General features: G+C 59.2%; 15 protein-coding genes. 8 read left to right on the forward strand and 7 right to left on the reverse strand.

Going from position 1 to position 12,380, the window contains the following annotated elements:
* The 3 genes from ACR0I7_RS15040 to parC all read right to left on the reverse strand — a co-directional run.
* Positions 1–111 (reverse strand): GTP-binding protein (locus ACR0I7_RS15040; protein ID WP_170744588.1); only part of this gene is annotated, 111 nt, incomplete at its 3' end.
* 113 nt (positions 112–224) lie between these two features.
* Positions 225–818, reverse strand: a complete 594-nt coding sequence (locus ACR0I7_RS15045; RefSeq protein ID WP_480512438.1) for a hypothetical protein — start codon at positions 816–818, stop codon at positions 225–227.
* Between the two features lie 98 nt (positions 819–916).
* A complete protein-coding gene (parC, locus tag ACR0I7_RS15050; RefSeq protein WP_480512440.1) occupies positions 917–3,265 on the reverse strand; it encodes a DNA topoisomerase IV subunit A in 2,349 nt (782 codons plus the stop codon).
* Between the two features lie 201 nt (positions 3,266–3,466).
* Here parC and ACR0I7_RS15055 point away from each other — a divergent pair, with 201 nt between their 5' ends.
* From ACR0I7_RS15055 to ACR0I7_RS15085, 7 genes are all read left to right on the forward strand, one after another.
* A complete protein-coding gene (locus tag ACR0I7_RS15055) occupies positions 3,467–4,096 on the forward strand; it encodes an SH3 domain-containing protein (RefSeq protein WP_480512442.1) in 630 nt (209 codons plus the stop codon).
* Between the two features lie 69 nt (positions 4,097–4,165).
* Positions 4,166–4,993: an SDR family NAD(P)-dependent oxidoreductase gene (locus ACR0I7_RS15060; protein ID WP_480512444.1), complete on the forward strand. Its 828-nt coding sequence runs from the start codon at positions 4,166–4,168 to the stop codon at positions 4,991–4,993.
* A gap of 76 nt (positions 4,994–5,069) precedes the next feature.
* Positions 5,070–5,273, forward strand: coding sequence for a twin transmembrane helix small protein (locus ACR0I7_RS15065; protein WP_480512693.1), 204 nt, complete (start codon positions 5,070–5,072; stop codon positions 5,271–5,273).
* Positions 5,274–5,846: a cob(I)yrinic acid a,c-diamide adenosyltransferase gene (locus tag ACR0I7_RS15070; RefSeq protein WP_480512446.1), complete on the forward strand. Its 573-nt coding sequence runs from the start codon at positions 5,274–5,276 to the stop codon at positions 5,844–5,846.
* Positions 5,822–6,583, forward strand: a complete 762-nt coding sequence (locus ACR0I7_RS15075; protein WP_480512447.1) for a hypothetical protein — start codon at positions 5,822–5,824, stop codon at positions 6,581–6,583. Before ACR0I7_RS15070 ends, ACR0I7_RS15075 begins: the two co-directional genes overlap by 25 nt.
* 198 nt (positions 6,584–6,781) lie before the next feature.
* Positions 6,782–7,540 (forward strand): electron transfer flavoprotein subunit beta/FixA family protein, encoded by a 759-nt coding sequence (locus ACR0I7_RS15080; RefSeq protein WP_480512449.1) that lies wholly within the window; start codon positions 6,782–6,784, stop codon positions 7,538–7,540.
* Positions 7,540–8,469, forward strand: coding sequence for an electron transfer flavoprotein subunit alpha/FixB family protein (locus ACR0I7_RS15085; RefSeq protein WP_480512451.1), 930 nt, complete (start codon positions 7,540–7,542; stop codon positions 8,467–8,469). The genes ACR0I7_RS15080 and ACR0I7_RS15085 overlap by 1 nt, the downstream gene beginning before the upstream one ends.
* A 66-nt stretch (positions 8,470–8,535) precedes the next feature.
* On the opposite strand, the gene ACR0I7_RS15090 is transcribed toward ACR0I7_RS15085, so the two are convergent.
* Positions 8,536–9,045, reverse strand: a complete 510-nt coding sequence (locus tag ACR0I7_RS15090) for a DinB family protein (RefSeq protein ID WP_480512453.1) — start codon at positions 9,043–9,045, stop codon at positions 8,536–8,538.
* A gap of 175 nt (positions 9,046–9,220) precedes the next feature.
* Positions 9,221–10,045: a DUF6473 family protein gene (locus ACR0I7_RS15095; protein ID WP_480512455.1), complete on the reverse strand. Its 825-nt coding sequence runs from the start codon at positions 10,043–10,045 to the stop codon at positions 9,221–9,223.
* 163 nt (positions 10,046–10,208) lie between these two features.
* On the opposite strand from ACR0I7_RS15095, the gene ACR0I7_RS15100 reads away from it, so the two are divergent.
* Positions 10,209–11,084 carry a 3-hydroxybutyryl-CoA dehydrogenase gene (locus ACR0I7_RS15100; RefSeq protein ID WP_480512457.1) on the forward strand — a complete coding sequence of 292 codons (876 nt, stop codon included), beginning with the start codon at positions 10,209–10,211 and terminating at the stop codon, positions 11,082–11,084.
* Positions 11,085–11,163: 79 nt separating this feature from the next.
* Here ACR0I7_RS15100 and ACR0I7_RS15105 read toward each other — a convergent pair whose 3' ends face one another.
* Positions 11,164–12,063 (reverse strand): lysophospholipid acyltransferase family protein, encoded by a 900-nt coding sequence (locus ACR0I7_RS15105; RefSeq protein WP_480512459.1) that lies wholly within the window; start codon positions 12,061–12,063, stop codon positions 11,164–11,166.
* A 39-nt stretch (positions 12,064–12,102) separates the two neighbouring features.
* Complete coding sequence (locus tag ACR0I7_RS15110) at positions 12,103–12,372, reverse strand: HPr family phosphocarrier protein (RefSeq protein ID WP_480512461.1); 270 nt, start codon at positions 12,370–12,372, stop codon at positions 12,103–12,105.
* Between the last annotated feature and the right edge of the window lie 8 nt (positions 12,373–12,380).

Below are 12,380 nucleotides of genomic sequence, written 5' to 3' on the forward strand. Positions count from 1 at the left end.
ACCGAAATACTTGGTGATCGCTGCGGTCAGCGTCGTCTTACCATGGTCAACGTGGCCAATCGTACCAATGTTGACGTGCGGTTTTGTACGCTCAAACTTTTCCTTTGCCATTCCTCAGGCGCCCTTTTGCGATTTGGGGGACCCTTGGTCCCGTGGTTACATCTGCGCGCGCGAGATATTTGGTTCACACGGGAAAATCAAGCACATCCTGAGGGAAAAGCGCTTTATGACGCGGGATTTTGCGCGGGCTCACCGGTTTCCAGCGGCTGGATCAATGCAGGGCGCTGATCGAACCAGCCATTGTCGCGATGTTCCTCAGCCAACCACTCTTCGACACGGTCGGCCACTTTCAGGGCAAGACCGCTCATCTGCTCTTCTCTGGTACGGGTGTGGCCAGACCCGGCAAAGGCGCTTTCACCGGTTGTATCCTCGAGCACCTGGAACTGTTTGGCCTTGGCCAGAAACTCTTTTTTGCTCACGTCATAGACGTTGACCAGAACAATCGCGGTGCTTTTGGGGTTGTAGATCACCGGCACACCGGGAGGGGCCAGCATGTACCCTTCGAGGCTGATGCCAATATCATACTCCTGCGCGCCCTCATAGCGGCCAAGACGGATATCGACGGCGTTCTGAATGGCGTCTTCCCACTCTTTCGGTGTCGCATCCCGCGAAATCGGGCCCTGTTTGGCCTTCTCGGCAAAGGCGTAGTTCACGCGCAGATTAAACTCGCCCAGCGATTCAGGTTCTTCATAAACCTGTGTCTGCGTACAAGCGCCCATCAGGGCAAGTCCGGCGATCAGGGTCAGAATGCGCAACATGTCTCTCGTCTCGATAGGCCTGTTTTATTTTGATCTAGCGCACCGATACGGCCTGTGCCAAGCCGTATCAGCGGATTTTCACCACACTGTGCCCCAGATCACGAAAACTTATAGTCGCGTGGGAAGCCATAGGGCGCTTTTTTCCCGACCCCTGCCCGCTTGGCCAGCCATTGGGACATATCCGCCTCGTGCCGGGTTTTGTCGCCACCCATGGACCATTTTAGGCCGTCGTCCCAGTTGAAGGTGGTGATGTCAGAGAGACCCCCATCCAGTTCGAGTGTCCCCTGACGGCCCCGCGCCATGTTGTATTTCTGCAGCCGAACACCTTTGCCACGCGTCATCTCGGGCAGTTCAGATGTCGGGAAGACCAGGAATTTGCCGTTCTGAGACACCACGGCCACGTGATCGCCATCGACCGGTTTACAGATCATCGCCGTCTCATCGCCTTTGACGTTCAGCACCTGTTTGCCGTTCCGGGTCTGGGCCAGCACATCATCCTCGGGCACCATAAAGCCGTTACCTGCATCGGATGCCACCAGCAACTTGCGACCCGGCGTGTGAATCAGGATGTCGATGATCTGCGCTTCATTCGGCAAGTCGACCATCAGGCGCAGCGGTTCGCCCATGCCGCGCCCGCCGGGTAGGTTGGCAGCGCTGACGGTGTAGAAACGGCCGTTGGACGCAAAGACCAGCAGGCGATCTGTGGTTTCCGCATGAAAGATGAACCGCGGGCCGTCGCCATCCTTGAATTTCAGCTCGCGCTTCAGGTCGATATGGCCGGTCATGGCGCGAATCCAGCCCATCTGAGAGCAGACCACCGTGATCGGCTCTTTGTCGATCATCGCCTCAAGCGGTACTTCCTCGACCTGTCCGGCCTCGGCAAACTGCGTGCGGCGCGCGCCACCTTCGTAGTCTTTGCCAAAGGTCTTTTTGGTCTCTTTCAGCTGCTCCGCAATCTTGGCCCATTGCAGGGCGGGATCGGCCAGCAGGTCTTCGAGATTGGCGCGTTCGAGCATCAGCTCGTCGCGTTCGCGGACCAGTTCCATCTCTTCCAGGCGACGCAGGCTACGCAAGCGCATGTTGAGGATCGCGTCGACCTGAACCTCGGACAGCTCGCCCTCACCCGGTTTGGGTGAGACATAATCAGACTCGTCGGTGGCGCGAACGTGGTCGATGCCCCAATCTTCACGCATCAGCGCATCTTTGGGGTCGTCGTCGTAGCGGATGATGTCAATCACACGGTCGAGGTTGAGGAAGGCGACGATAAAGCCTTCCAATACCTCCAAACGGTGGTCGATTTTGCCCAGACGGTGACGAGATCGCCTGATCAGCACCTCTTGGCGGTGATCAAGGAAGGCGCGCAGCACTTCCTTCATCGAGCAGACCTTGGGCGTCACGCCGTCGATCAGCACGTTCATGTTCAGGCTGAACCGCACCTCAAGATCCGAGTTGCGGTAGAGCATGCCCATCAGCACCTCAGGATCCACGTTTTTGGACCTTGGTTCGAGGATCAGGCGGATGTCATCGGCGGATTCGTCGCGCACATCGGCGAGGATCGGGATTTTCTTGGTCTGGATCAGTTCCGCGATCTTTTCGATCAGCTTGGATTTCTGAACCTGGTAGGGAATCTCGGTGACAACGATCTGCCATTGACCGCGTCCAAGATCTTCGACTTCGAACTTGCAGCGCAGACGGAACGAGCCGCGCCCGGTACGATAGGCCTGCGCGATGTTCTCGGGTGGTTCGACAATTACGCCGCCGGTCGGGAAGTCCGGACCTGGGACGTAATTCAACAGAGTGTCGTCGCGGGCATCCGGCGTCTTGATCAGATGCAGACAGGCATCACAGAGTTCCGAGATATTGTGCGGTGGTATATTCGTCGCCATGCCCACCGCAATACCGCTGGCCCCGTTTGCCAACAGGTTCGGGAATTGTGCGGGCAGCACAACCGGTTCGGTCAGCGTGCCGTCATAATTGTCGCGAAAATCAACGGCGTCTTCGTTCAGACCCTCAAGCAGCGCCTCGGCCACGATGGTCATCCGCGCCTCGGTATATCGCGAGGCCGCCGGGTTGTCGCCGTCAATATTGCCAAAATTGCCCTGCCCGTCGACCAGCGGATAGCGGACGTTGAAATCCTGCGCCAGACGCGCCATCGCGTCGTAAATCGCAGCATCGCCATGCGGGTGATAGTTGCCCATCACGTCGCCCGAGATTTTGGCCGATTTGCGGAAGCCCCCGGTTGCGCTCAGCCGCAGCTCGCGCATGGCGTAGAGGATTCGCCGATGCACCGGCTTGAGACCATCGCGCGCATCCGGCAGGGCGCGGTGCATGATGGTGGACAAGGCATAGGTCAGATAGCGTTCGCCAATGGCACGGCGCAGCGGCTCGGCCACTTCACCCCCGGTTTCGGGGGTCTCCATGTTGGGGTCGTCGATCGTGTCGTTCATATATAATGTGGTACAACGCAAGCTCAGCTTGGTAAAGCAAGCAACGCGTATTTTGCTGGGGACAAGTCGCGCTTTTTGCAACAGGGGGACGCAAGCCCCGGTTTTCCCCGGTTTTTCGACTCGGCCCCCAAAATATGGTATGATCTCTGCAATTGAATTGCTGCCAAATTTAGTTGTTACGATTGATCTGGGGGATGCGCCATGACGCGCCTTATTGTTGTTACTTTTGCCGCGCTCGGCTGGGCCTTTTACGTGATGAGCGGAGGGCCCGATTTCGAACCACGAGGCCTGCGCACCGAGACGCCGCCGCAGGTGGCCAGCGTACAGAAACCCAAGCCACAGGCCGCCACCGCAGCCGAAGAGCTGGTGACGCGCGCCGCGCTGCGCCCAACCGTGGTTCAAGAACCTGAGACCGCAGTTGCCGTTGAGGCTGTGCAGGAAGAGGTCGCCGCCGATGTGCTGCTGGCGCAGGTGGCTGCCGGGCTGAGCGCCAACGCGACTGTCTTTGATGACCAGGGCACAACGATCACGCTGGCCTCGCTTGAGGACGGCGCTGCCGGGTTGCAGCAGATCACCACACCAGCGTCCGATGAAGCCGCCGAGGCCCCCGTCCCTGCTGCGCCTGAAAAGGACATCCGCGAAGTATCGGGCACCCGCGTCAACATGCGTGACGGCCCCGGAACGATCTATCCGATTGTCGGCAAAGCCGCGCTTGGCCAGCAGGTCGAAATCCTGAGCGACTCGGGCACCGGCTGGTTGCGTCTGCGCGTGTTGCCAGAGCAACAGGTTGGTTGGATTTCTGCCTCGCTCATCCGAAAAATCCCTGACTGACGCAGTCGTGTCATTGCCCTGAGATGAACCGCGCCATAGCTATGTGCGAGGTTCATCTTTGGGTAGGTCATGCAAAAAACCATCCTTATCACCGGCTGCTCATCAGGCATCGGGCTGGACGCCGCGCATGGGATGCGCGCGCGTGGCTGGCGGGTCTTTGCGTCTTGTAAACAACAGCGCGATTGCGATCGGCTGCGGGCGCAGGGCTTTGACAGCCCCCGAATCGATTACACCGACACTGCAAGCATCACCGCAGGGCTGGCCGAAGTTCTTGAGGCAACGGGCGGCACGCTGGACGCGCTGTTCAACAATGGCGCGCACGGGCTGCCCGGGGCGGTCGAAGATGTGCCCACAGACGGGCTGCGCCATATTTTCGAGGCCAACTTTTTCGGCTGGCACGAACTGACCCGACAGCTGATCCCCGTCATGCGGGCGCAGGGGCATGGGCGCATCGTCCAGAACTCGTCCGTTCTGGGGCTGGTCGCGTTTCCCTGGCGCGGGGCCTACGTGGCCACCAAATACGCCATCGAGGGCCTGACCGACACGCTGCGACTGGAGCTGCGCGAGAGCGGCATCAAGGTCATCCTGATCGAGCCAGGGCCGATCACCTCGAAAATCCGCGAAAACTCGATCCCCAGATTCGAACGGTTTATCGATTGGGAAAACTCGGCGCTGCGGCAGAAATACGAGGATAGCCTGCTCAAGCGGCTCTATAACTCGTCCGGGCCCGATACGTTCGAACTGCCGGCCAAAGCTGTCACCGCCAAGCTGGCGCAGGCGGTGGAATCGAAACGCCCGCGCGCCCGATATTATGTGACCACGCCGACCTATATCGCCGGGTATCTGCGGCGTGTCCTGTCATCCAACGCCATTGATCGCATCCTGTCCCGCCTCTGAGACGAAATTACCCGTTCGCTTTTGCCCATATCGGCGCTAGATGAGATCGAACGGATTAAACGCGAACGGTGAACTTATGGACCCGATGATGGTCATCTTGCTTTTGGCTATGGCGGCGGTTGTCGTCGTGCTGGTGCTTGGCATCGCCAATTTTGGAAAACCCGGCAAAGACGCCGCGCTGAAAAGCAACAAGATGATGCGGCTGCGCATCCTGTTTCAGTTCATTGCCGTGGTGCTGATTGTGCTTTACGTCTTTTTGCGCGGACAGGGGGGGCAGTAAATGGTCGTACTCAACAAGATCTACACCCGTACGGGCGACGACGGCAAAACGGCGCTGGGAAATGGCGAACGTGTTGCCAAATACTCGGGCCGCGTGGCGGCTTATGGCACGGTGGACGAGTTAAACGCTTTTGTCGGCCTTGCCCGCACAGAAGCCGAAGGTGAAACCGACGCAGCGCTGGCGCGCATTCAGAATGACCTGTTCGATCTGGGGGCTGATTTCTGTCGCCCCGATATGGAGAAAGACGCCGAAGCGGATTATCCGCCGTTGCGCATCGTCGCGGCCCAGATTGACCGGCTTGAGGCCGAAATCGACGTCATGAACGAAACGCTGGAGCCCCTGCGCAGCTTTATCCTGCCCGGAGGGTCGCGGCTGGCCGCGCATCTGCATGTCTGCCGCACAGTGTCGCGCCGGGCCGAGCGGCTGGCCGTTGAACTGACTAATATGGAGCCAGTCAACGAAGTGGCCGTAAAATACCTGAACCGTCTGAGCGACTGGTTCTTTGTGGCGGCCCGTTGCGCCAATAATGGCGGCAAGGACGACGTGCTATGGGTTCCGGGTGCCAACCGCTAACGCTTGAAATGGCGGCCTGTATCGAAGACGCATATGCGGTTTTCGATCGGGCCAAACCAACCTCTTTGGAGGTGTGCGACTGCTGCATGTATCCGGAAATCAAAGATAACTTCTTTGAACCGGATATTCGCGACCTGCCGCTTCACTATGTCAGAGACTGGTTTTTTGCCGCAACCGCCCCGCAGGTTTCGCTGGCCCTGTCGCGTTATCTGCTGCCGCGCGTGTTCGACCTGCTGGCGCAGGGGCAAGAGGTCGCCAGCGTAGGGCTTGAGGTCAGCCTGAAACGGTTCGCAACCGGCGCGCCAGATCGGTGGACCGACCCCGAAACCGAATTGATCAACCGCTACACCCTGCTGTTTCTGGACTATCATAGGCCATCGGGCCCGCTTGCGCAGGGCTGCTATCTGGACGACGTTCTGTGCATGTTCGGTAGCGCCGGGCATGATCCGTCCCCCCTGCTGGATCATATCTGGTCCTGGGACGACGCTGATCTGTTTCGCCGTCTGGCCCATGACTGGAACATCACCGGCGGTTTCCCCAGCATCTGGTCGACCGCGTTTTGGGTGGGCGACGAATGGAGCCTGCCGGATCAGGACGCCCGCGCGCAGCAGGTGACGGAGTGGTATCGCAGCCCTCAGATGACCAACCGCGCCGCGCGTGCGATGGATAGCGCGGATCCCGGCTCTGATCTGCATCGCCATGCGGCCTGGATTCTCGACGCCCTGACGACGGCCTGAATCTGGCCTACAAACCGCTCCTTAGCGCAGCGCATTTCCTGAAAGATTCCCGACAGAAAAGGTAAAACGCGACGTCCCGACGCCATGACGTGACGATTTTGCTCTGTTGCCGGGCAGCGCAAGGCGCTATTTAGGCCAGCGAAAGCATTGGTGGAGCCGTGCAGCGGTTCACCGTTTTTTTGAGGAGAAAGCGCCAAAATGAAGGTACTCGTGCCTGTCAAACGCGTGATTGACTACAACGTGAAAGTCCGCGTCAAAGCGGATGGCAGCGGCGTTGATCTCGCCAATGTGAAGATGTCGATGAACCCGTTCGACGAGATCGCGGTTGAAGAGGCGATCCGCCTGAAAGAAGCTGGCAAAGCCGAAGAGGTTGTTGTGGTTTCGATTGGCGTGAAGCAATCGCAGGAAACACTGCGGACCGCTCTGGCGATGGGCGCGGATCGCGCAATCCTGGTCAATGCGGCTGACGATGTGCATACCGACATCGAACCGCTTGCCGTTGCCAAGATTCTGGCCAAAGTGGTCGAGGAAGAGCAGCCCGGTCTGGTTCTCTGCGGTAAGCAGGCGATCGACAACGACATGAACGCCACCGGTCAGATGCTGTCGGCCCTGCTGGGCTGGAGCCAAGGCACCTTTGCCTCGGAACTGGACATCGAAGGCGACAGCGCCAAGGTCACCCGCGAGGTTGACGGCGGTCTGCAGACCATCAGCGTCAAGATGCCAACCATCGTGACCGTCGACCTGCGCCTGAACGAGCCGCGTTATGCGTCGCTGCCGAACATCATGAAGGCCAAGAAAAAGCCGCTGGATGAGAAGACCGCCGCCGATTATGGCGTCGACGTCTCGCCGCGTCTCGAGGTCGTCAAGACCGAAGAGCCGCCCGCGCGCGCCGCAGGTGTCATTGTCGGCTCGGTTGACGAGCTGGTTGCGAAACTCAAAGAAGCGGGGGCTGTGTAATGGCTGTACTTCTGCTTGCCGAAGTCAACAACGGCGAACTGGCGCTGGACGCCACCGCCAAGGCTGTTGCTGCGGTTAAACCGCTGGGCGACATCACCGTTCTGGCCGCAGGCGGGTCTGCCGCTGCTGCCGGTGAGGCCGCTGCCAAGATCGAAGGCGTGTCCAAGGTTCTGGTTGCCGAAGACGCCTCGCTGGGTCACCGTCTGGCGGAATCGACCGCAGCCCTGATCGTGGGTCTGGCCGATGGCTATGAGCATATCGTTGCACCGGCGACCACCGACGCCAAAAACGTCATGCCGCGCGTTGCCGCGCTGCTGGACGTGATGGTGATCTCGGATGCGTCCGGCGTTGTCGACGCCTCGACCTTTGAGCGTCCGATCTATGCGGGCAACGCGATCCAGACCGTCAAGTCGAACGACGCCAAGAAGGTCGTCACCATCCGGACCGCGTCATTTGACGCAGCCGGCGAAGGCGGTTCGGCGGCTGTTGAGACCATCGCAGTTGGCGACAACCCCGGCCTGTCCGAATGGGTCGAGGACAAGGTGGCCGAGAGCGACCGTCCTGAACTGACCTCGGCTGGTGTAGTTGTGTCGGGTGGCCGTGGTGTTGGCTCGGAAGACGACTTCAAACTGATCGAAACCCTGGCCGACAAGCTGGGCGCCGCTGTTGGCGCTTCGCGCGCGGCTGTCGACTCGGGCTATGCACCGAACGACTGGCAGGTGGGCCAGACCGGTAAGGTTGTTGCACCGGACCTGTATGTCGCCGTTGGCATCTCGGGCGCGATTCAGCACCTTGCGGGCATGAAGGACTCGAAAGTCATCGTTGCGATCAACAAGGACGAAGAAGCGCCGATCTTCCAGGTCGCCGATCTGGGTCTGGTCGCCGACCTGTTCGACGCCGTCCCGGAGCTGACCGAGAAACTCGGCTAACATCCGTTTCGGCTACACACTTCAGAGGCCCGCCAATGGCGGGCCTTTTTCATACGCAGGCATCACTTAGAACTGCGTCGGCATCGCGGCAATATCCGTTGGCCCTGGCGCTGCCCCTTGTGCGGTGAGCATGGCATGGACCTGCCCGCGATGATGGGTCTGATGGTTGAACAGCTGGACAACACAAACCGCCTTGGGCATTTCCACCCTAGGCGCGCCATTGACGGGGTAGAACCCGATCAAGCCACCCAGATCCGTATCGCTGACACGGGCCGCCCATTCGACGATTTCAGCATCCCGCGCGGCACGCAGTGCTTTGAACTCCGCCCAGTCCGCGGGGCTGTCCAGGGCATGTCTGATCGTGTCCTGCGGGCGTTCATTTCCCTTAATGCGCTCCAGAATCAGAGCATCCGCCCAATGGAGATGGTTCAACGTCGCCGCGATGGATTTGAAGAAAGCCCCTTGATCCATCCAGCGCTGAGCATGGGTCAGTGGGTCTGCGGCGGTCAGAAGCGAGATGTTTTGCCAGCGATTGTAACGGGCAAAATAGCGGCAGTATTCGGCAGAGATCATCATATGAGGCCTCAATGTAGGATGCGATTTTGGGAAAAGGGATGCTACGCGGCCCGAGGGCGGCAGAGTGCAGCGGGCTCCGATCACCGGATGACGCCCACCATAGGGCGACACCCGGATTGCGTAAACCCTTTCTGAGGCCCTGACCGATGGCGAGGCAGCTGCCCCCTGCGATCTGTTAGCTCAGATCGAGAATGGCCTTGCGCAATGCCTCTGCGATGCTGCGATGCGTCGCGGGGCCCAGCATATGTTCAGCCATGGGCTGTTGCAGGCTGCCGAACATGACATCCTCCAACTCATTGGAGACACCTGCAGTCTGAACATGTAGCTCAACACAATCGGCGCAGTAAGCGCGCAGTAGGTCGATCATCGCCTCATGGATCGGAACGGGTTCCGATGATTGCGTCTCGGCCTCATCCGACAGGTCCTGTTCATTCACCCGCAGCCAGAGCAGCACAACGGGCGGCTCTACTTGTTTCAGAAACGCACCAAGCGCCCTGCCCCAGGCAAGCCGCAACTCTTGCGCGATGACCTCGAACCGGGCATCCGAGAATCCCTGCAGGCGGGTCAGAAGGTGGCGCACGAAATGCACATCGGTAAACTCCACCTCAGGATAAAGCGTTAGCAGATCCGGTGTCGGTTCCAGAAAGCGGTCATTGCGCCGATGATGAACCCGGTAGAACCGGTTCGCCTGCATCAGGACACCGGGCAGTTGCAGGATGCAAAGATCGGCTCCGTTCACAAGATCCAAAAGCCCACCGTCTTGCGACAGCGCCTCAGCCCCACTGAACAGGCTGCCGAAGTTGACGCAAGGCTGGTCCAGCCGATCCTGCAAGACAGACGCATAGGGCTGCTGAACAAAACGCCCAAAGGTCTCATTCCCGCCCACACAGGCCACATATGGTTTGTCCAGCGCCTGTTCCGGCCCGCGAAACCACAGCCTGGACGCTTCGTATTGGCAAACTGATGTGTCCAGCTCGCCTGGTTCACCATGATAGCTCATGACACTCACCCATTTTTTCACCCGATTGCCATCTTGCAGCCTCAAATGTTGAAAAATTCCTAATGCGCGCATTTGAAGCGAATTGGATCGGTCCGATCCTCTTGCTGCCGCCCCCTGTCTGCCGATAGTGTCGCGGCAACCCCTGAGATAGAGGCACCTGAACATGGATGTGAAATCGGTCGGAGTGATTGGCGCTGGACAGATGGGCAACGGGATTGCCCATGTCATGGCGCTGGCAGATTACGATGTTCTTTTGAACGACATCAGCCAGGACGCGCTGGACAGTGCCTTGGGGACCATCCGGGCCAATCTGTCGCGGCAGGCGTCACGCGGCAAGATCTCGGACGAGGCCGTCGAGGCCGCTTTGAAGCGGATCAAAACAACCCTGCATCTGCCGGAGGTTGGGCAAACCGATTTGGTGATCGAAGCCGCAACCGAACGCGAGACCGTCAAACAGGCGATCTTTGAGGATCTGCAGCCGCATTTGCAGCCGCATACGATCCTGACGTCGAACACGTCTTCGATTTCCATCACGCGTCTGGCCAGCCGCACCGACCGGCCTGAACGGTTTATGGGATTTCATTTCATGAACCCGGTTCCGGTGATGCAACTGGTCGAACTGATCCGCGGCATCGCTACCGACGAAGAGACGTTCAGCGCCTGCAAGGCCGTGGTCGACAAGCTGGGCAAAACGGCGGCCAGCGCCGAGGATTTCCCGGCCTTCATCGTCAACCGTATCCTGATGCCAATGATCAACGAGGCGGTCTATACGCTGTATGAAGGGGTCGGCAGCGTCAAATCCATCGACGAATCCATGCGATTGGGAGCCAACCATCCGATGGGGCCGCTGGAACTGGCCGATTTCATCGGGCTGGATACCTGTCTGGCCATCATGAACGTGCTGCATGACGGGCTGGCGGACACCAAGTATCGGCCCTGCCCCTTGCTGACCAAATATGTCGAGGCCGGATGGCTGGGCCGCAAGACCGAACGCGGGTTCTATGATTATCGGGGCGATGTTCCAGTGCCTACCCGATAGTATATGAGAAGACCCACCCAATCTTGAGCTTGCCGCTGAATTCCCTTCGGCGATACCTGGGGCCGGGTACCGCTGCGGATCAGGGAGTAGGATTTCGCCCTAAAGACATTGTGCGATCTCTGAGCCATGCCATGAAGCCCCGCGGGTCTTTCTCCAACAGCTGCATGTCATCGTCTGATATCGGCTCACCAATCACGGGGGACTGAGGCTTGTTGCAGGAACGCACGATCTCGTGCAGCAGCAGGCCTTGCCGCAAGATTCCGGATATCCGGTTGGCGATCTGGTACCAGCGCGAATTGCTGCCGGGGAAAAAGATCGGCACAACACGGGCGCCTGAACGGCGGATCATCTTGGCGGTGAAGACATTCCATTCGCGTTCTATCGCAGGGCCAAACCAGTCATCGGAAGACATGACCACGCCCGACGGGAACAGCGCCACAACACCGCCATCCTTGAGGTGGTCCATCGCCTTGCCGCGCATCTCGAGCATTTTGGTCTGAGCCTCGGGGTCATGCGGGAACGGCACCGGGATCATGAAAGAGGTCGCCGCCTCGTCCAGGCCGGTCAGGACCGAGCGCGTCAGGATGCGGTAATCGCTGCGCACACGGCCGATCAGTTCGGCCAGGATCATGCCGTCCACCATGCCATGCGGGTGGTTGGCGACCACAACGACCGGGCCTTCTTTGGGAATACGTGAAAGCTGTTCGTCGGGGGTGGTCAGGTCAATGCCCATAACCTCGAGCGCGCCGCCCCAGAATTTCTGACCCCGGTAATACTCGTTCTTCTTTTCGAACTTGTTGACCATCCGCAGAATGGTCAGCTTGCCGGTACACCATTCAATGGCTCGAATGGCGGTGCCGGTCCAGGCGTCGTCGAACGAATTGGCATAGGTCAGAGTTCTACGGTCGTAGACTTCACCCTGGTCCGTGGGTCCATCCACCACAGAATTTGTCTTGGTATCGTGAGTGGTTTCCGCCAATTCCTGGTCTTCCCGTTCATCATCTTGTGGCAGAGGGGATCAGAATCCTTCGCCGAACTTGTCGTTCACCAGGGTTTCCAAAGCATCTGCCAACGCCTCAGCATCCGGTCCGGACGTCTCGACGTCAATAGTTGTTCCGCGGGACGCTGCCAACATCAAAAGCCCCATGATACTGTCGCCGGATGCAGAAAGTCCGTCTTTGGACACCTCTGCCCTTGCGTCAAACCCTTCGACCACCTCAACCAGCTTGGCGGAGGCGCGGGCGTGAAGCCCTTTTTCATTAACGATTCTCAAGCTGCGGTTAGTCATCTTCAATC

It is taken from the genome of Ruegeria sp. AM1 (genome assembly GCF_056540745.1).